15 protein-coding genes are annotated in these 19,239 nt (G+C 50.5%); 6 read left to right on the top strand and 9 right to left on the bottom strand.

All coding sequences use genetic code 11. The features are described from left to right. The first annotated feature begins 13 nt into the window (after positions 1-13). Positions 14-757 (top strand): SDR family oxidoreductase, encoded by a 744-nt coding sequence (locus EC843_RS10315; RefSeq protein WP_133522215.1) that lies wholly within the window; start codon positions 14-16, stop codon positions 755-757. A 52-nt stretch (positions 758-809) separates the two neighbouring features. Here the strand turns inward: EC843_RS10315 and EC843_RS10310 are convergent, their stop codons facing one another. The 4 genes from EC843_RS10310 to EC843_RS10295 all read right to left on the bottom strand — a co-directional run bounded on the left by EC843_RS10310 (position 810) and on the right by EC843_RS10295 (position 4,163). Next, on the bottom strand, positions 810-2,201 hold the full coding sequence (locus EC843_RS10310; RefSeq protein WP_064543638.1) for a cytochrome-c peroxidase: 1,392 nt from the start codon (positions 2,199-2,201) through the stop codon (positions 810-812). Between the two features lie 244 nt (positions 2,202-2,445). Continuing rightward, positions 2,446-2,718 (bottom strand): pentapeptide MXKDX repeat protein, encoded by a 273-nt coding sequence (locus EC843_RS10305; protein ID WP_133522214.1) that lies wholly within the window; start codon positions 2,716-2,718, stop codon positions 2,446-2,448. 35 nt (positions 2,719-2,753) lie between these two features. After that, the gene (locus EC843_RS10300; protein WP_064543642.1) at positions 2,754-3,542 is read right to left on the bottom strand and encodes a molybdopterin-dependent oxidoreductase; all 789 of its coding nucleotides are present in this window, start codon (positions 3,540-3,542) and stop codon (positions 2,754-2,756) included. 9 nt (positions 3,543-3,551) lie between these two features. Further along, positions 3,552-4,163 carry a cytochrome b/b6 domain-containing protein gene (locus tag EC843_RS10295; RefSeq protein WP_133522213.1) on the bottom strand — a complete coding sequence of 204 codons (612 nt, stop codon included), beginning with the start codon at positions 4,161-4,163 and terminating at the stop codon, positions 3,552-3,554. A gap of 140 nt (positions 4,164-4,303) precedes the next feature. Between EC843_RS10295 and EC843_RS10290 the strand changes: the two genes are divergently transcribed. Together EC843_RS10290 and EC843_RS10285 are read left to right on the top strand one after the other, a co-directional pair. Beyond that, positions 4,304-5,017: a response regulator transcription factor gene (locus EC843_RS10290; protein WP_064543645.1), complete on the top strand. Its 714-nt coding sequence runs from the start codon at positions 4,304-4,306 to the stop codon at positions 5,015-5,017. A 3-nt stretch (positions 5,018-5,020) separates the two neighbouring features. Then, complete coding sequence (locus EC843_RS10285; protein ID WP_064543647.1) at positions 5,021-6,487, top strand: ATP-binding protein; 1,467 nt, start codon at positions 5,021-5,023, stop codon at positions 6,485-6,487. Between the two features lie 57 nt (positions 6,488-6,544). On the opposite strand, the gene fumA is transcribed toward EC843_RS10285, so the two are convergent. Both fumA and EC843_RS10275 read right to left on the bottom strand, forming a co-directional pair. Continuing rightward, positions 6,545-8,188 carry a class I fumarate hydratase FumA gene (gene fumA, locus EC843_RS10280; protein ID WP_133522212.1) on the bottom strand — a complete coding sequence of 548 codons (1,644 nt, stop codon included), beginning with the start codon at positions 8,186-8,188 and terminating at the stop codon, positions 6,545-6,547. 57 nt (positions 8,189-8,245) lie between these two features. Further along, the gene (locus EC843_RS10275) at positions 8,246-9,760 is read right to left on the bottom strand and encodes an anion permease (RefSeq protein ID WP_133522211.1); all 1,515 of its coding nucleotides are present in this window, start codon (positions 9,758-9,760) and stop codon (positions 8,246-8,248) included. Positions 9,761-10,397: 637 nt separating this feature from the next. On the opposite strand from EC843_RS10275, the gene EC843_RS10265 reads away from it, so the two are divergent. Then, positions 10,398-13,175, top strand: a complete 2,778-nt coding sequence (locus EC843_RS10265; RefSeq protein ID WP_133522209.1) for a flavocytochrome c — start codon at positions 10,398-10,400, stop codon at positions 13,173-13,175. A gap of 94 nt (positions 13,176-13,269) precedes the next feature. Then, complete coding sequence (locus tag EC843_RS10260; protein ID WP_133522208.1) at positions 13,270-14,223, top strand: FAD:protein FMN transferase; 954 nt, start codon at positions 13,270-13,272, stop codon at positions 14,221-14,223. On the opposite strand, the gene dcuR is transcribed toward EC843_RS10260, so the two are convergent. After that, positions 14,204-14,923 carry a two-component system response regulator DcuR gene (dcuR, locus tag EC843_RS10255; RefSeq protein WP_133522207.1) on the bottom strand — a complete coding sequence of 240 codons (720 nt, stop codon included), beginning with the start codon at positions 14,921-14,923 and terminating at the stop codon, positions 14,204-14,206. The two genes, EC843_RS10260 and dcuR, sit on opposite strands and share 20 nt — an antisense overlap. Further along, positions 14,920-16,521, bottom strand: a complete 1,602-nt coding sequence (locus tag EC843_RS10250; protein ID WP_133522206.1) for a sensor histidine kinase — start codon at positions 16,519-16,521, stop codon at positions 14,920-14,922. Before EC843_RS10250 ends, dcuR begins: the two co-directional genes overlap by 4 nt. 172 nt (positions 16,522-16,693) lie before the next feature. Here EC843_RS10250 and EC843_RS10245 point away from each other — a divergent pair, with 172 nt between their 5' ends. Further along, positions 16,694-17,614 carry an N-acetylmuramic acid 6-phosphate etherase gene (locus EC843_RS10245; RefSeq protein ID WP_133522205.1) on the top strand — a complete coding sequence of 307 codons (921 nt, stop codon included), beginning with the start codon at positions 16,694-16,696 and terminating at the stop codon, positions 17,612-17,614. 101 nt (positions 17,615-17,715) lie between these two features. Here the strand turns inward: EC843_RS10245 and EC843_RS10240 are convergent, their stop codons facing one another. Further along, on the bottom strand, positions 17,716-19,050 hold the full coding sequence (locus EC843_RS10240; protein WP_133522204.1) for a 2-hydroxycarboxylate transporter family protein: 1,335 nt from the start codon (positions 19,048-19,050) through the stop codon (positions 17,716-17,718). Positions 19,051-19,239: the final 189 nt, after the last annotated feature.

Below are 19,239 nucleotides of genomic sequence, written 5' to 3'. Positions count from 1 at the left end.
CGTTGGAGGTAAAATGGCCGTCGCATTAGTCACCGGCGCAAGCCGTGGTATCGGTAAAGCCACCGCCATCCTGCTGGCGCAATCTGGCTACAAAGTCGTCGTAAACTACCAGCGTAATAAACAAGCAGCCGATGAAGTGATTTCAACTATTCACGCGGCGGGCGGCGAAGCGATTGCTATCAAAGCGGATATCGCCGATGAACTGCAAGTCATGGCAATGTTTGTCGAAATCGACAACGCCTTCGGCCCCGTGACCGCGCTGGTCAACAACGCGGGCATTCTGTTCCAACAATCCACCATCGAAGAACTCACTGCTGAACGCATTAACTGCGTGTTAGCGACTAACGTCACTGGTTATTTTCTTTGTTGCCGCGAAGCCGTCAAACGCATGGCAATTCGCCATGGTGGAAATGGCGGGGCGATAGTTAATGTCTCGTCGGCAGCATCACGTCTGGGCGCACCTGGTGAATATGTTGATTATGCGGCGTCAAAAGGTGCGGTTGATACCCTGACAACAGGGCTTTCTGTGGAAGTTGCGGCGCAGGGGATTCGTGTCAATTGCGTGCGTCCTGGTTTTATCTATACCGAAATGCATGCTTCGGGTGGTGAAGCCGGGCGAGTTGATCGGGTAAAAGATCTCTTACCGATGAAACGTGGCGGCCAGCCAGAAGAAGTCGCTCAGGCCATCGTCTGGCTGCTTAGTGATAAAGCCTCCTATGTGACAGGCAGTTTCCTCGATTTAGCCGGCGGTAAATAAAAAAGGCAGTTGCCTGAAACTTCAGGTGAACTGCCTTTTCCTGCAAACGGTTTTAGTTAACCGGATAAGGCGTGTAGACACCGTTTAGCGTATTCAGAAAAGCCACAATGTCGTCGACATCGCTTTGCGGTAAGCTAGTTCCTACCTGATATTTCAGCATCAGCTTCACTGCTTCATCCATCGTTTCGACATCTCCGCGGTGGAAGTAAGGCGCAGTCAGGGCGACGTTACGTAACGTCGGGACTTTTTGGCGCAGACGGTCGCGCACATCGTTAGTGACATTCATGCGCCCGATATCTGCGGCAGTGACCTCACCAAAACCAAAGTCTTTCTTCAGTCCAAGCGGCTCAAACGAACGCCCGCCAAGTATTTTCCCGCTATGGCAGGTGGCACATTTATTGTCTTTAAATAGCTGATAACCGCGTTTCTGTTGCGATGTGATTGCGTTGTCATCCCCGCGCAGATAATTATCAAATGGAGAGTCCGGCGTAATAAGGGTCTTCTCAAACTCGGCAATCGCATCCGTTATGGACGTTCCCGAGAACCCTTGTGGATACACGGCGGTGAAGTCGCGTGTCAGGATCGGGTCTTTATTTAGCTTGTCGGTAATTTCATCCCAGGATTTCGAAGCCATTTCGATAGGGTTAAGCGGAGGGCCACCCGCCTGAGCCTGAAGATCGGCGGCACGTCCATCCCAGAATTGTTCGATATTGAATATCGAGTTATAGACGGTAGGAGCATTAATCGGGCCAATTTCACCACCAACACCTCTGGATGTTTTACGTCCGTCCACACCACCTGCACCAAGCTGATGACAATGTGCACAGGAGATGGAGTTGTCGCCAGAGAGTCGTGGGTCATGGTAAAGGCGCATTCCCAGTGCGACCTTTTGAGCATCGACTGGCAAAGATTTGGGGATAGGTTGCACCGGTTCATTACGGCGATTATCTGCCATATCCGACGTAGTGTAATAATTCAGCCGCTGCTGTTTCACCCAATCAAGTAAAACGTTACGTTCCTCTTGATTCATCACACCAGCCCAATGCAGAGCATTATAACGGGTCGGAGGCATGGTCTGATGTCCCATAACCCACTCAATTTTAGTGATATCACTTTGCGGCGCTGCTTTATTATCAAGCAGGCTTTCACGAACCTGGGTCAGGTTAAACGATTTGTAACCGAGTTGAATATCGTACTCCATAAGCTGTTTTGCCACAGGGAATGAAGCATAAAAGGGCAATTTGGTCGAAGGCGTGTGGCAATAGTCACAACCTTTTTCCTGCAATATATTCAGGACTTTTACATTATGTGGTGAAGGATTGGTTTGCGGAGGGAATGCTGCAGTTCTTTGATTATCATGGTGATAAACATAAGCCACCAGGCTAAAATAGCCGACGACTACACCCGCAATGGCTATCCCGGATAGTGTTATTATTTTTTTCATCTGGTTGTCCTTTCCATAGGTTGTCATACGCTTTTTATGCGTTTCCCATCATGTGAAAGAAAAGGATCTGACTCCTTGAGGATTATCAATCTATATAATTGGCAAGAGCTATTGTTTAAATAGGATTCGCCGATGAGCGAAAATAAGCTGAGTGTTTTCCCCTAAGATTGATAAATTAGAAAGTCAAAATGGCAGTTGCCTGAAAATTCAGACAACTGCCATTATCCTGATGTTGGTGTGAGAATTACTTTTTACCCATCTCGTCTTTAGACATGCCATCTTTGGCCATAGAATCTTTAGACATAGAGTCTTTAGACATATGATCCTTAGACATGGAATCTTTCTTCATACCATCTTTAGCCATGCAATCTTTCTTCATGCCATCTTTGCCGCAGTCGTGAGACATTGCCATATTATCTTTAGACATAGAATCTTTAGACATATTATCCGCAGCATTAGCGCCAGCTACGCCAAAGAATAATGCTGAGCACATCAGAGCAGTGTAGAGTTTTTTCATTTTGTCTTTCCTTTACGTTTCATTAACTACATTGATTAACTTCCGCCAAACCAGTTATAACCCTGGTCTTCCCAATAACCACCGGGATAGCGGTTGGTGACTTCTATAACTTGAATATGTTTGGGGTTTTTGTAACCCAACTTGGTGGGCATTCTTAATTTCATCGGGAAACCATACTTACGCGGCAATATTTCACCATCGTAAGTCAGAGCAATAATGGTTTGTGGATGTAATGCGGTTGCCATATCAATGCTGGTGTAATAATCATCAGCACATTTAAAACTGACATAACGGGCATTTAAATCAGCGCCAATTCCTTTAAGGAATAAAGAAAACGGTACGCCGCCCCATTTACCAATCGCACTCCAGCCTTCAACACAGATATGGCGTGTGACCTGGCTAACCTGCGCCATCTGGTGCAGCTGTGCCAGCGTCCACGGGCGCTTATCTGCCACTAGTCCCGCAACCTCCAGGCGATAATCGTCGCCGTTAATGTTAGGCGCTTCGTCTTCGCTGTAAAAAGCATTAAAAGGGAATGGACGCGTCATCATGCTTTCGGGATAAACCGGTGCCAAATCATTGGCGTTAAATAACCAGCCTTGTACGCGGTCATTGAATCGTGAAATACGGCTTAAGCTATTTTCGACTGATTCATTACTGCTAATATCGCAGCCGGTCAGCATCATTAAACCACCGAGGGTTAAACCTTGCTTCAAAAAACGACGACGGCCTTCAGACGATAACTGTTTATTAATTTGCTGTGTCGCATCCTGAATAATTGCGGCCTTGTCAGAATCAGAAAAAATCTTATTATTTTTGCTCATTATTTTTCCCTATCGGCCACGTAACATCGCGAGTAAAGTTCGTGGAACCAGCGCCACCATAATCAGATGGATGACGACAAACCCCACCATTGCGGACATGGCATAAAAATGAATAAAACGTGCATTGTCATAACCGCCGAGTAATTCCCGCAATAACGGAAACTGTACTGATTTCCACACCACCAGACCTGAACACACCAGAATGATCCCGTCGATCATCACAAACAGATACGCCAGTTTCTGCACAGTGTTGTAGTGGCTGAGATCCTCATGAGCCAGTTTTCCCCGTAGTGCGGCAATAAAATCATTGGCTAATGCACGCGGCGACAGAGGCCAAAATTTGTGTTTCAGGCGGCCGCTGAAAATATTAATCAGCAGGTAAATCACGCCATTAATACCAAATAGCCACATGCCTGCGAAATGCCACTGCAAGGCACCGCCTAGCCAGCCACCGAGCGTTAATTCAGCTGGAAAGGTAAAATTAAACAACGGTGAAGCGTTATATATCCGCCATCCACTTGTCACCATAATCAGCATGGCAAGGGCATTCAACCAGTGGCAAATCCTCAGCCACAGCGGATGAACCAGGGCGGGTTTAACCTGAAATATTGGCCTTTCCATCGTGTAATTCCGGTTATTGCGTTGAAATGATTGTGGCTGAAATCTGTTCTCCAAAACCTCACGAAAAGTTAAATTAAATGTGATAACTCGATGGGTGAATGTTGTATAGACTTGCTATCAACAGCGGATATAAGGCAGAAGTGATGAAAACCAAAAAATTATTAATCGTTGAGGATGACGAAAATATTGCTGAACTTCTGCAACTGCACCTGCGGGAAGAAGGCTATGAAATTGTGCATGCAGCAGATGGCACCCTCGGGCTGGAATTGCTCAAACAGGGTGGTTGGGATGCGCTGATATTGGATCTTATGTTGCCGGGCGTTGATGGGCTGGAAATCTGCCGCCATGCGCGAACCATGACGCGTTACACGCCGATCGTCATGATCAGCGCTCGCTCAAGCGAAACGCATCGCGTATTGGGGCTGGAGCTTGGCGCGGATGACTATCTGGCAAAACCTTTTTCAATGCTGGAACTCGTGGCGCGAGTTAAAGCGCTGTTCCGCCGCCAGGAAGCGATGAGTCAGAACCTGATGCAGGATGCCGGAACGCTGACTTTCGATCGGCTAACTATTGATCCCCTGGCTCGCGATGTGCGCCTCAGACAACAGCCTGTTGAGCTGACACCGCGTGAGTTCGATCTGCTGTGGTTTTTTGCCAAACATCCCGGCAAAGTTTTTTCACGGTTGAATCTGCTTAACCAGGTTTGGGGCTATCAACACGAAGGCTATGAACACACAGTTAACACCCATATCAACCGCTTACGCATCAAGATTGAAGACAACCCCGCAGAGCCTGAATTCATTCTTACTGTGTGGGGAAAAGGGTATAAATTCATCGCACTGCGCAACGAGTAAACCATGCGAAAACTCTCTCTTTCACAGCGCCTGACTCTGGTCTTTGCCCTGCTGCTCATCACCTCTTGCTCTTTGCTGGGGTGGCTGCAAATCCGCACCAGTACGCAGTACAGCCAGGCGGTGGTTCAGCAACTTTCTGGCTCGCTTGCCGAGCATATCAACCAGAGCTACCCGCTGCTGGGGGAAGACGGGCTGAATGATGATTCAGTGCGCCGCTTGTTTGATCATTTGATGACGGTAAACCCAAGCGTTGAAGTTTATCTGCTGGATGAGAAAGGCGATATTATCGGCGACGCTGCGCCACCAAATCACATCAAACGCCATCGTGTAGATCTGCAACCAATTTTGACGGCACTCAACGAGAAACAATATCCGATCTACGGCGACGATCCTCGTAGTGTTGATGGCAAAAAAGTGTTCAGCGTGGCACCGATGTACCAGAACGGGGTAGTGAAAGGCTATTTGTACATTATTTTGTTGGGCGAAAATTACAATGTGCTGGCTAGTGATGCGCAATTTAATACGTTATTAAAAGTGGTTTTGCTTTCGATAAGTCTGGTTGCCTTGCTGGGACTTATCGTTGGCTGGCTGGCATTTCGCTGGATTACTCATCCGTTACGTTCGCTTTCCTGCCAGGTAAATGCACTGGAAGCCGGCGGCATGACCGAGATGAAGGCGATGGCCGAGCTGCCGCTGGAAAAAGTTCCGGGCCATGACGAAATCAGCCTGTTGCGCCAGGGGGTGATTATGATGGCTCGACGTATTTCAGATCAGTGGCATCGTCTTTCACAACAAGACCAGTTGCGTCGCGAGTTTATTGCCAATATTTCCCATGATTTGCGCACACCATTAACCTCGATGCACGGTTATCTGGAAAGCTTATCGGTGATGTCATCGACGCTTTCTGAAGCGGAAAAACAACGTTATCTGGAAACCGCGTTAGCACAGAGCCAGAAAGTCCGCATCCTCGCACAGTCACTGTTTGAATTAGCTCGTCTTGAATATGGCGTGGTGAAACCGCAAAAAGAGCACTTCTGCCTCAGTGAGTTATTGCAGGATGTCTTCCAGAAATTCGAGCTGATGACGCAAACACGGCAGTTAAAGCTAGTGGCTGATATCCAGCCAGAGCTGCCATTAATTGACGCGGATTTGGGGATGATTGAACGGGTGCTAACTAACCTGCTGGATAACGCAATTCGTCATACCCCAGAGCAAGGTACAGTTGCGGTGCGCCTGTGGAAAGAGGGGCAAAAAGTGATGGTACAAATCAGTGACAGTGGGCCGGGCATCCCGCATGAGCTGAAAGAAGGATTGTTTGTGCGGCCTTCGATTATGAACCAGTCGCAGGTGAGAGTCGGCGGTTTAGGGTTGATGATTGTACGCCAGATGTTGCAGCTACACGGCAGCGATATTGCGTTGGTAGAAAGGCCGGAAACCGGAGCGTGCTTCCGTTTTGCTTTGCCGACCTGAATAAAAACGCCCCGTAAACGGGGCGTTTTTATTCAGGTAAACTCAGGGCTAGCCGCCCTAGTGACATCCGGTGCAGAAATTTGCCAGGATCTGTTGAAAGAAGTCGTTGCCTTTATCATCAACAAGGATAAAGGCAGGGAAGTCTTCCACTTCAATTTTCCAGATAGATTCCATCCCCAGTTCCGGATACGCGACACATTCCAGGCTCTTAATACTTTGCTGCGCTAAGACTGCTGCGGGGCCGCCGATACTGCCGAGGTAAAAACCACCATGTTTGTGGCAGGCATCTGTCACCTGCTGGCTACGGTTACCCTTCGCCAACATGATCATGCTCGCGCCGTGCGATTGCAGCAGATCCACATAAGAATCCATACGACCAGCCGTTGTAGGGCCTAACGAACCGGAAGCATAACCCTCTGGCGTTTTGGCTGGGCCTGCGTAGTAGATCGGATGGTCTTTTACGTACTGCGGCAGCGCTTCACCGTTATCCAGCAATTCTTTGAGCTTCGCGTGGGCAATATCACGCGCCACGATGATGGTGCCGCTGAGGGCCAGACGAGTTGAGACGGTATGGGCTGACAGGCTCGCCAGAATGTCTTTCATTGGCTGGTTCAGGTTGATGCGCACTACACTGCCTTCGCCCTGCTGGCGCAGTTCTTGCGGAATATACTGCCCTGGATTGCTTTCCAGTTTCTCAATCCAGATACCGTCGCGGTTGATTTTCGCTTTGATATTACGGTCGGCTGAACAGGACACGCCCATGCCAACTGGGCAGGATGCACCATGGCGCGGCAGGCGGATCACGCGGATATCGTGAGCGAAGTATTTGCCACCGAACTGGGCGCCCAGCCCGAGATTCTGCGCTTCTTGCAACAATTGTTGCTCCAGTTCCACGTCACGGAACGCCTGGCCGTGTTCGTTGCCTTCGGTTGGCAGGCCGTCGTAGCAACGGGTCGAGGCTAGCTTAACGGTTTTCAGCGTGGCTTCTGCGGACGTGCCACCAATAACAAACGCGATGTGGTAAGGCGGGCAAGCGGCAGTGCCGAGGGAACGCATCTTATCGACCAGATAGTTTTTTAACTTAGCCGGGGTGATGAGCGCTTTGGTTTCCTGATAAAGATAGGTTTTGTTGGCCGAGCCGCCCCCTTTTGCCATGCACAGGAATTTGTATTCATCGCCATCAACACTGTAGAGATCGATTTGCGCAGGCAGGTTGGTACTGGTATTCACCTCTTTATACATATCCAGCGCGACGTTCTGCGAATAGCGCAGATTGTCCTGGGTATAGGTGTTGTAGACACCGCGCGCCAGTGCCGCCTCATCGCCGCCATCAGTCCATACGCGGTGGCCTTTTTTGCCCATAATGATCGCGGTGCCAGTATCCTGGCAGGTTGGCAGAATCCCTCTGGCGGCAATTTCAGAATTGCGCAGGAATTGAAGCGCGACGTATTTGTCGTTATCGCTGGCCTGTGGGTCAAGCAGGATGGAGGCCACTTGCTTCTGATGAGAAGTGCGCAGCATAAAGGCTGCATCGTGGAACGCATGCTGCGCCAGCAAAGTCAGCGCCTCGGGTTCGATTTTCAGCACTTGCTGGCCGTCAAACTCGCGGGTGGAAACGTGGTCACGGCTGAGCAGATAGTATTCGGTTTCATCTGACGCCAGCGGGAAGGGATCCTGATAGACAAAAGGTTTATTCGACATAGCTCACTTACTCCATAAAGATAAAAACCGCCGAAGGAGGCCTCCGGCGGTTATGAATCAGAACATCATGGACATCCAAGGATAACCAATCAATAAAAGGGCCGCGAGGAAAATGGCTCCAAAAATACTACCCAGACGCCAGTAATCTTTGGTCGGCAGATAACCACTACCGTAGTAGATCGGGCTCGGGCCTGTGCCGTAAGGGGTGATGATGCCCATCACACCGAGTGACGTGACCATCAGCAGGACGAAGACATTCATATTCATCCCAGGAATAGTGGCGGCAATGGTCAGCATGGCAGGCAAAAGCGCTGTGGTATGCGCGGTGGTACTGGCAAAAAGGTAGTGCAGCAGATAGAACGCTAACAGCAGTACTACCGTTGCGACGCCTGGGGAAATCCCCTGCATTAATTCACCGCCTTCTTTACCCAGCCAGGCGATGAAACCGGTGGAAGAGAGGCCATCGGCAAGCGCGACCAGCGTGGCAAACCAGGCGAAGGTGTTCCATGCCGCTTTATTGCCCGTGATATCTGTCCACGACAGCACACCCGTCCACAGCATCAGGACGATAATCAACAGTGCAGCCATCGCAGGCTCAATCCACTCTGCGGCAAAAATCCACATCATCAGTGCGCTGCAAACGAACACCAGCAGCAGGATTTCATTGCGCGATAACTTGCCCAATTTTTCCAGCTCACGCGTTGCCCACAATGGGACTTCATTGTTTATCTTCACTTCCGGTGGGTAGAACCAGTAAGCGAGCAGCGGCATGGTGAGAAGCAGCAGAATACCCAGCGGCAGGAAGGCGATAAACCAGGTGCCCCACGAGATAGTGATGCCGACGATGCTTTTCACCAGCGCCAGCGCCAACAGGTTAGGGGCCAGGGCCGAGAGGAACATCGAGCTTGTGATACAGGCGGCGGTAATCGCGACCCACATCAAATAGGAGCCTATCTTGCGAGCGCTGGGATCGTTAGGTTTTGAACCGTACAACGGTGGCAGGTTGGCAATAATCGGGTAAATGGTGCCGCCGCTTCGTGCGGTATTCGACGGCGTGAAAGGGGCTAATAACAGGTCAGCAAAGGCAATGGCGTAGCCCAGAGTCAGGCTGCGGCGGCCGAGGTGTTTTACCAGAATCAGCGCCAGACGACGACCAAACTGGGTCTTATCGTAGCCTGCGGCAAACATAAAGGCGCCGAAAATCAGCCAGACCGTGGAGTTTCCAAATCCGCTCACTGCCCATTTAAAGGATTGCCCGGCCAGCTTAAATTTAGGGTCTGCCAGTTGCTCAGGGCTGAACAAAAGCCACTGACTGAAAAGGGCGATGACGACCACGCCGGTGATACCGATAACCGCGCCAGGTAAGGGTTCAAAGATCAAACCGACAATCACCCCGACAAAGATGGCGAAGTAGTGCCAGGCATAAGGAGGTAACCCCTCAGGTACGGGAACGAAAAGTAAAAGTACTGCCACAATAATCGGCAGCGCCATCATCATCAGGCGGTGTTTATTCCCCGCTTTCGGACTCGCTGCGCCAGCAGGCGGTATAATAGCTGTCGGTTTATCTTTCATTATGAGTATCTTCAAGTAGTTAAAAATACGTTTATATCGGGAGATAATCAGTCTGTTTTTTTAGTTTAAAAACCTTCTTGAATGATTAATGACTGAGTCTGATTGTTCCTGATATGAAAATTTATCGCTGTATTTATGGGCATTAAATAAAAATAGCTATTATTGATATATTGCACCTTCATACCGTGTCGCAATTGATTGAGATCAAGAAAAACCGGCGGCAAAGACTTTTGTAATTATTTATAGTTATTCTGCCTGGTGGGGGGGTATTCTTTTTAAAGTGGCTATAAATGTTAAAATAACACTGATTGTAAGCGTTGCCTGATGTGGGTTGCGTTGATTAATATGCTGATATTCAATGATTTTGTGGTGTTAATCATCAGGTGATTACCTTTAACAAAAGTATATAAACTGTTATCAATAATTTACTTTCTATCGTGGTGTTCTTTAAAAATAATAATACAAAAGAGGTGTCGTCATTATGGGTGGTATTAAATAGTTTTTTAACTAACGTAATTAATTTGGTAACTAAAAAAAGAGTTATATTAATGCCATGACAAAGGAATGAAGAAACATAACTAAAAATAATTCCGTCACCCAATTCTAAATTTCAATATTTAAAATCTGGAGTGTTATTATGACCAGTAACGATCGTATGTTGCGTCCTTTTACCTTACCCAATGGAACTGAGCTTAAAAACCGTTTATTAATGGCGCCGATGACAACCTGTACTGGTTATTATGACGGCACAGTGAGCAGCGAACTGGTGGAGTATTATCGCGTTCGGTCAGGCAGCATTGGTGCGATCATCGTTGAGTGCTGTTTTATCGATGCTCTCGGCCTGGCGTTTCCTGGTGCTATCGGTATCGATAACGATGAAAAAATCGCCGGGCTGGCAAAAATCGCGCAGGCGATTAAAGCTGAAGGGTCAAAAGCGATTTTGCAGATATACCACGGCGGCCGCATGGTCGACCCGCTGTTGATTGGCGGAAGAACGCCCGTTGCCCCAAGTGCGCTGGCGGCACCGCGTGAAGGGGCAGTCGTCCCACGCGCCCTGAACGGTGATGAAGTCGAAGACATGATCGCCAAATTTGGTGAAGGGGTACGACGTGCGATTCAGGCCGGTTTCGACGGCGTAGAAATTCATGGCGCCAACACCTACCTCATTCAGCAATTCTATTCTCCCAACTCTAACCAACGCGACGATGAATGGGGCGGCAGCCGCGACAACCGCGCGAAATTCCCGCTAGCTGTACTGGAAATCACGCACAAAATGGTGCGCCAGTACGCCGACGACGCTTTTATTATCGGTTATCGCTTCTCGCCTGAAGAGCTGGAAATCCCTGGTATTCGCTTTGATGACACCGTGTATCTGCTGGAAAAACTCGCCGCACGCGGGGTGGATTATCTGCACTTCTCCGTTGGCGCAAGTTTACGCCCGTCGATTGTGGATACCACTGACCCGACTCCGTTGATTGAAAAATACTGTGCCATGCGCTCTGAAACGTTGGCGCAAGTGCCGGTGATGGGCGTCGGCGCAGTGGTAAATGCGGCAGATGTAGAGCAAGCGCTGGAACATGGTTATGACCTGATCGCCGTTGGCCGCGCCTGCATAGCTTACCCAGACTGGGCGGCACGTATTGCTAGCGGCGAAGAGCTGGAACTGTTTATCGATAGCACCCAGCGTGAAGCGCGGCAGATCCCTGAACCGCTGTGGCGTTTCTCGCTGGTGGAGGCGATGATCCGCGACATGAGCATGGGCGATGCCAAATTCAAGCCAGGCATGTTCGTCGAAACCGTGCAGGACGACGTGAACGAACTGGTTATCAATGTGAGTCTCGAAAACGATCACATTGCTGATATCGAACTGGCCTCAAGCCCGGTGCAAAGCGTGGAATTTACCTCAAGCTTTGAAGAGATCCGCGATCGTATTTTGTCGGCTAACACTCCGCACGTGGATGCGATCTCGGGTGCGACCAGCCAGAGCGAGGCGGTGAAAAAAGCCGTCTCGAAAGCGATGCTGAAATCCAGTAAGGCGCTGGCGGCAGAAGAAGGCGGCGATGACAATTCACCGAAAAGCTACGATGTGGTGGTGGTCGGTAGCGGTGGCGCGGGCCTTGCGGCGGCGATTCAGGCTCACGACGAGGGGGCGAGCGTCCTTATCGTTGAGAAAATGCCGACCCTCGGCGGAAACACCATCAAAGCCTCTGCCGGGATGAACGCCGCAGAAACCCGCTTCCAGCGCGTGAAAGGGATTCATGACAGCAAAGAGCTGTTCTACCAGGAAACCCTGAAAGGGGGCAAAAACAAAAACAACCCAGAGCTGCTGCGCTGTTTTGTTGAAAATGCACCGGAAGCCATCGAATGGTTGGCTGATCGCGGCATTATGCTTAACGATATCACCACCACTGGCGGCATGAGCATCGACCGTACTCACCGCCCACGTGACGGCTCGGCGGTTGGCGGCTATCTGATTAGCGGGCTGGTACGCAATATCACCCGACGCGGCATTGATGTGCTGCTGGATACCTCGGTCGACGAGATCCTGACCGATAACGGTGCGGTGAGCGGTGTGCGCCTGTTGACGGATGAGCAAGAGAGCATTGTGGTGCAAGCCAAAAGCGTAGTGGTTGCAACCGGTGGCTTCAGCGCTAACAGCGCAATGGTCGTGAAATATCGTCCAGACCTGGACGGTTTTGTGACCACCAACCACAAAGGGGCCACTGGCGGCGGTATCGCACTGCTCGAGCGAATCGGTGCAGGCACCGTGGATATGGGGGAAATTCAAATCCACCCAACGGTTGAGCAGCAAACCTCGTATCTGATTTCCGAATCGATTCGCGGCGGTGGCGCTATTCTTGTGAGCCAGCAGGGCCTGCGTTTCTTCAATGAGATGGAAACCCGCGATAAAGTGTCGGCGTCGATTATCGCGCTGCCGGAGCACTATGCTTACATCGTCTTTGACGAACATGTGCGGGCGAAAAACAAAGCTACAGATGAATACATCGCCAAAGGTCTGGTGACCAGTGCCAGCACACCAAGCGAACTGGCGCAGAAGCTGGGCATGGATGAACACGCTTTCCTCGCCACGCTTGAGCGCTACAACGGCTTTGTGGAAAACCAGCGGGATGACGACTTTGGCCGTACGACCGCGCTGCGCGCGCCAGTAAACGAAGGGCCGTTCCACGCCATTCGCATTGCACCTGGGGTCCACCATACGATGGGCGGAGTGACGATCAACGCCGATACAGAAGTGTTGAATGCGGCTCATCAATCTATTCCTGGCGCCTATGCGGCGGGGGAAGTGGTGGGAGGTATTCATGGTGCTAACCGTATCGGTGGCAACGCGGTTGCGGATCTGATTATTTTCGGCACCCTTGCAGGCGGTGTGGCCGCGAAATACGCCAGAGCCTGACGCTCAGCAAGTGTAGACCGGGTAAGCGCAATGCTACCCGGCAATTCCCCGGTGGCGAGGTGCCTGCCGGGGCTACAACACAGGAGCGGCAACCATGCCAACCGACAATCGAGTCTATAGTTATTCCGCCGTACTGATGGGGTCACCCATCCTGCTCAAACTCTATTCCCACAACGAAGCACTCGCCTCCCAGGTCTTTCAACTGATTAAACAGTATGAAGATTTACTCACGGTGAACCGTGCGCAATCTCAGGTCATGAACATCAACCATGCCGCCGGTCGGCATCCGGTTAGCGTCAGCCGCCCGGTTTATACACTCATTAAATGCGCGAAGGCCGCCAGTATGGTGCAAGACAGCACGTTCAATCTGGCGATTGGCCCGCTGGTGAAGCTATGGCGTATTGGCTTTCAGGGTAACCGCGTGCCTTCAGCCGCAGAGATTGCCGCGAGGCTGCCCCTGACGCGTCCACAGGACGTGATTCTGGATGACGCTGCATGCAGCGTTTTTCTCGCTCAATCGGGGATGGAAATAGACCTTGGGGCGATTGCCAAAGGTTATATTGCCGACAGGGTTCGCGATTATCTGCGCAAGCACGGGGTGGCGGATGCGCTGATAAACCTCGGTGGCAATGTGCATACTTTGGGGAACTGGTCTGTTGGGTTAAAAAAACCCTTTGCGGCAGGGGATGCACTCATCGGTCGTATTGAGGTGGCAAGCCAGTCGGTCGTCACTTCAGGCATTTACGAGCGTTATTTCGAGCAGGATGGCAAACGCTGGCATCATATTCTCGACCCGCGCAACGGTTATCCGCTGGATAACGAACTGCACAGCGTGACGATTATTTCCGCCAACTCTCTTGATGGTGATATCTGGACCACGCTGCTGTACGGATTGGGTATTGAGAAAGGTTGTGCGGCACTACGCCAGCGCGAGGATATCGAGGCGATTTTTGTGACCAAAAATCGCGACGTTATCCTCTCTTCTCAGCGCCAGTTCCGCTTTTCGTTACTCAACGACAGCTACCGGATTACTGGCTGTACTGCTTGAGCAGGTTGTACTGTTCGGCAACCAGCCGATAGCGGTACACCGGGCGGCCAGTGGCACCATAATGAATACTGGTGTAGAGGATGTTGATTTGTGCAAGCCAAATCAAATACTTACGGCAGGATACGCGGGAGATATTGACCGCTGCTGCCAGCTCATCGGTAGAGAATTCGGAGCCAGGATGGTTGTCAATCCACTGGCAAATAGTGCGTAAAGTCTGTGCGGTCAGCCCTTTTGGCAGGCGTCGGTCGTCGGTGATTTCCGGATTGGCACCATGCAGTAAACGATCGACTTCCGCCTGCTCATAGTACGGCTGGGTGGTCATCAGCTTACGCTTCTCCCGCCAGGCGTTCAGGGCCTCTTCGAAGCGCGGAAACTGGAACGGTTTAATCAGATAATCCACCACCCCGTAATGCAGAGATGTTTGTACCGTTGTGGCGTCGGCTGCGGAAGTAATCATGATCACGTCGATCGCGCGCCCCGAGGCACGGATCGTTGGCAGAAGATCTAACCCGTTATGCTGTTGCATATACACATCCAGCAGCACGAGACCGATCTCAAGCGCCGGATCGTTAAGCATCTCTTTTGCCTGGGGCAGTGTTGAGGCTGTGCCACAGCAGCGGAAACCGGGGACTCTTGCCACATACATGCGGTTAAGTTCGGCCACCATGGCATCATCATCAACAATTAAAACATTTATCATGCAGGAGTCCTTTTACTGTCCCAGGGAAGATGTACAAAAAATTGGGTATACACACCGGGTTCGGATTCGACAGAAATACTGCCTCCCAGGGCGCTTAACTGTTGGTGGGCAAGAAACAGTCCAACACCGCGGTTCTCACCTTTGGTAGAAAAACCTTTCACGAAGATGGCATCGATGTTGGCCTGCGTAATCCCCGGGCCGTCATCGCTGACTTCGCCACTTAACCAACCATTCTGGAAATGCAGCATGACAGTGACTTCACCTTCTGGTTGTTCACTCATCGCATCCAGTGCATTTTCAATCAGATTACCCAGCACCGTCACCAGTGCGGTTACCTGTTTCTCATTAACGTTATCAGGCACCAGGCTCTCTTCCGCAAGCGTCAGGGTAAATCCCAGTTCTTTGGCGCGATGTATTTTACCCAACAGAAAACCTGCTACTACCGGTGCTTTTATCTGGTGCTGAATCGCGCCGATGTCTGTCTGGTAATTATGGGCAGTTTGCAGCACATATTCTTCAAGCTTGTCATAACTCTTCATATTCAACAGGCCAAGGATAACGTGCAGCTTATTCATGAATTCATGTGAAGTGGTGCGTAAGGCATCGACATAATTCACCATCCCATCCAGACGTTGCAGCAACTGGCTGACTTCCGTTTTGTCACGGAAGGTGCTTATCGCACCGACGATGTTTCCTTGCCGATGAATCGGAACGGTGTTGCTGATAAGCAGCAATCCGTTGCAGGTAATTTCCTGGTCATAGATGGGTTTGTCATGCTGTAACACTTCTTTGAGCTCTGCCAGCAACGGCCCTTCATCAACCTCATTGCCGGAGGAGGACTGTAGCATTTTTCTGGCGGCGGGATTAATCAGCGTCACCTGCCCATGCTCATCGACCGCCATCACCCCTTCTTTTAATGAATGCAGCATTGCCTGGCGTTGCTTGAGGTTTGCCGAAATTTCATGCGGCTCGAGCCCCAGAAGAGCCTCTTTTAGCACGCGCACCAGGATCAGAGTGCCGACAGTACAGACCAGGGCGCTGAACAGAATCGTGAGTAATACATTCCTGCGGCTACGAGCGAGTTGTTCGTCCACTTTGCTCAGTGGAACGCCGATCGCGACGACGCCGATCTGCTGTTGTTTATCATTATAGACCGGCGTATAGACGCGCAACGCAGGCCCCAGCGCACCATTGTTTATGGCGACATTTTCTTTGCCATTAAGCGTAGGGTTGATGTCTTTGCCGATGTAATGCTGACCAATGAGCTGGCTATTGGGATGCGAGTGGCGAATACCCTGCATGTCGGTCACGACGGCGAACAGTAAATGGTTGCGCTTCATTACCGCCATTGCCAGAGGTTGAATGATCTGGCTGTCGGGTGGCAACGTCAGGCCGCGTTTGACCTCTGGTGTATCGGCGAGCGTTCGCGCGACGGCAAGTGCCGTATCTTTCAATCCGTCACGCGTCGCATTGCTGATTTGTGAAAACCACAGAGCGAACACCAGTAACAGCACCGTGCCAAGCACACTGCAAATCATCAGTGTCACCGTCGTGCTGAGTTTCATCGGGCGCTTACGGGTGGGGGATAAAACGTTCATAGCGATCCCAATGAGTAACGGTGAAGTACCGATTATCGCAGATGAGGGAAGTGACTTAAAGCCACGTAAATCAAGCAAATCGCCCTAAGAAGGGGGGAAGCGTGACCCCACTCGCAGGAGTGGCAGATAAATATCCTTATAGTATGTGTGGACCCTTTAAATGGAGGTTTTTATGAGCAGTAAGCCAACCGGTTCAATGATGGGACGACGCAATAGCGGTACGGAAAATATCGATAAACTCGCCACTGAGGATATGCTGGCGGCAATCCTGAAAGACGATCGCGAAATCACCTATGCGATAGCCAACTGTTTACCGACAGTCACCCGTTTAGTCGACCAGGCGATTGCGACTTTCAGCCGGGGCGGGCGGTTAATCATCGCGGGTGCCGGGGCGTCTGGACGCGCGGCGATGCAAGTGGCCTGCGAGTTTGCCCCCGATAACGATCATGCGCTCATTGGGTTGATAGCGGGTGGGTCAGAAGCGATGTTGCAAGAGAGCGATACCGCCGCAGGCGATTACAATCGGGGTATCAGCGATTTGCAGGCCATCCAGTTTACCCGCAATGACATGTTGCTGGGCCTGTCGGTCAGCGGGAAAACGCCGTGGGTCTGGGGCGCTCTTCGTTACGCGGGCTCGCTTGGTGCGCCAGTGGCGGTTATCACGCAGGATGCCGAGAGTGAAGTGGCCCAGTTGGCAGATACCGTGATTACGCCAGATATCGGGCCGGAAGTGGTGGTGGGATTTGCCAATCCAAAGGCGCAACTGGCGCAGCGGCAGATCCTCAATATGCTCTCGACAGGGCTTGCGATTCGCAGTGGCCGTGTTTACGGCAATTTGCGCGTCGACATTAACGCATCCAGCACCCATTGGGCCGAGCGGCAGATAGCCATCGTGATGGAAGCGGCAAGCTGTTCTCGTACACAAGCGAAGAACGCGCTGGCAAGCTGCAATCATCACTGTCGAACGGCGATTCTGATGCTGTTGACCGGGCTGGATGGCTGGCATGCGCGGGATTTGCTGACTGAAAATAGTGATCATCTGCGAATTGCACTCGAGGAAGCGAAACGTAGCTCAGTCCAAAAAGCCTCGTGACATCTTCAATATTAATCAGCTCATGAATGATAAAACGGTGAAAGCATAAAAATGCTTGCACCGTTTTTTTGTGCCTGAAGAGCACAATCAGGAACGGGTGATTACATTATCCAACCCAGCAGTAATGTTGCTGCGATGACGGTTGATGCGCCACCAATACGGGTAGCAATTTGTGCAAATGGCATCAGCGACATACGATTTGAAGCCGACAAAATCGCCACATCACCCGTGCCACCCAAACCACTGTGACAACACGTCACGATAGCGGCGTCCACCGGATACATATTCAGGCGTGAAGCAATGAAAAAACCGCTCAAGGTCATGGAGATAACCACCGAACCGCACACCACCACATAGCCAATCGAGAATACCGACACCACGCTTTCCAGCGGCACATACAGCATCCCAAGGCCAATCATCAACGGCCATACTAATGCCGCCGAGACAAATTTGTAGCAGCTATAGGCACCCATCTCCATCGCGGCTGGGATCACTTTTGCATATTTACAGAACACCGCAGCCAGAATCATCAGCACCGGCCCAGGGATGTGTACCAGCTTCTCAAACAAGCCGCCGACGATGAAAAAGGCACAAATCATCAATAATCCCGCGCCCATCAGCTGAAAATCTGTTTGATGCGATCCCTCAGACTGCATAAACAAATTGTTGTCCTCACGGCTGCGGATCAGCATGCCGTTGCCGGACAGCGACGGGCGTCGGCTGCCAATTCGTGACAAAACACCTGCGCAAATAATCGCGAAGATGTTACCTACCACCGCGGCAGGAGCCAGTTGTGCGACATACACATCCGGGGTTTGCCCAAGAATGGCGGAATAGGCGAGAGAAAGCGGCAATATCCCTTCTCCAATACCTCCACCGATAATGGGAACGATGATAAAGAAAAATGTATGGTAGATGCTGTAACCAAACAATGAACCAACCAGCAGACCGGTTAACACCGCCGCGCCGGTTCCCACTACAAGTGGTACAAACATTTTTATCATTCCCTGGATGAGGATCGTCCGGTTCATACCGAGAATGCTGCCGACCACTAAACAGGCAATAACAAAATAAAGCAGATTCGCTTCTTTCATTAGCAGGTGCACGGTGGCCATGGTTTGTTCTTCAAACAGGCCAAAATAGACCAATATGGAAGGCACCATCAGGCACAATATTGCCGGGCCACCAATGTCTTTCAGAATTGGGATCATGCGGCCAATTTTTGCAAAGGCAAAACCTAAAGTCATGATGATAGCCAGGCCACCAATCATATTTTTGGGAAGTAACCCAGTGGCACCTGAAACGGCAACGATGGCAGCAATAACAATGAACAGCAGTAAAGGGACAGAGCCGACTTCGAAATTACCAGGAAGTCGCAGCGATTGCCCTCCTGACGCGTTTTTTTCAATGGCATTTTTTAGGGTGTTATTTTCCATTTTTGTTACCTAATTTTATATTAAAAATAATGTAGGGGCGGGCAAAATAATAGGGTAATAAAAATAAAGGTGACGTAATAATTAAATCACCATGAAGATATTTCGCTTAAAAACCTAACATACGGCAGGGTGATTAAATAGCCCTGAGTATTGGGTTTTGTGATGGTAGTTGAATGTTCTATTTAAATA

The sequence above is a fragment of the Buttiauxella sp. JUb87 genome (genome assembly GCF_004361975.1).
Lineage (GTDB): Bacteria > Pseudomonadota > Gammaproteobacteria > Enterobacterales > Enterobacteriaceae > Buttiauxella > Buttiauxella ferragutiae.
Note: the sequence above shows the minus strand (reverse complement) of the source record. Positions and strands in the feature narration are given on the sequence as shown.

What these genes read in the sequence shown, in the direction of transcription:
- EC843_RS10315 (WP_133522215.1), top strand. Translation starts at nt 14, where the DNA reads ATGGCCGTCGCATTAGTCACCGGCGCAAGCCGTGGTATCGGTAAAGCC.
- EC843_RS10310 (WP_064543638.1), bottom strand. Translation starts at nt 2,201, where the DNA reads ATGAAAAAAATAATAACACTATCCGGGATAGCCATTGCGGGTGTAGTC.
- EC843_RS10305 (WP_133522214.1), bottom strand. Translation starts at nt 2,718, where the DNA reads ATGAAAAAACTCTACACTGCTCTGATGTGCTCAGCATTATTCTTTGGC.
- EC843_RS10300 (WP_064543642.1), bottom strand. Translation starts at nt 3,542, where the DNA reads ATGAGCAAAAATAATAAGATTTTTTCTGATTCTGACAAGGCCGCAATT.
- EC843_RS10295 (WP_133522213.1), bottom strand. Translation starts at nt 4,163, where the DNA reads ATGGAAAGGCCAATATTTCAGGTTAAACCCGCCCTGGTTCATCCGCTG.
- EC843_RS10285 (WP_064543647.1), top strand. Translation starts at nt 5,021, where the DNA reads ATGCGAAAACTCTCTCTTTCACAGCGCCTGACTCTGGTCTTTGCCCTG.
- fumA (WP_133522212.1), bottom strand. Translation starts at nt 8,188, where the DNA reads ATGTCGAATAAACCTTTTGTCTATCAGGATCCCTTCCCGCTGGCGTCA.
- EC843_RS10275 (WP_133522211.1), bottom strand. Translation starts at nt 9,760, where the DNA reads ATGAAAGATAAACCGACAGCTATTATACCGCCTGCTGGCGCAGCGAGT.
- EC843_RS10265 (WP_133522209.1), top strand. Translation starts at nt 10,398, where the DNA reads ATGACCAGTAACGATCGTATGTTGCGTCCTTTTACCTTACCCAATGGA.
- EC843_RS10260 (WP_133522208.1), top strand. Translation starts at nt 13,270, where the DNA reads ATGCCAACCGACAATCGAGTCTATAGTTATTCCGCCGTACTGATGGGG.
- dcuR (WP_133522207.1), bottom strand. Translation starts at nt 14,923, where the DNA reads ATGATAAATGTTTTAATTGTTGATGATGATGCCATGGTGGCCGAACTT.
- EC843_RS10250 (WP_133522206.1), bottom strand. Translation starts at nt 16,521, where the DNA reads ATGAACGTTTTATCCCCCACCCGTAAGCGCCCGATGAAACTCAGCACG.
- EC843_RS10245 (WP_133522205.1), top strand. Translation starts at nt 16,694, where the DNA reads ATGAGCAGTAAGCCAACCGGTTCAATGATGGGACGACGCAATAGCGGT.
- EC843_RS10240 (WP_133522204.1), bottom strand. Translation starts at nt 19,050, where the DNA reads ATGGAAAATAACACCCTAAAAAATGCCATTGAAAAAAACGCGTCAGGA.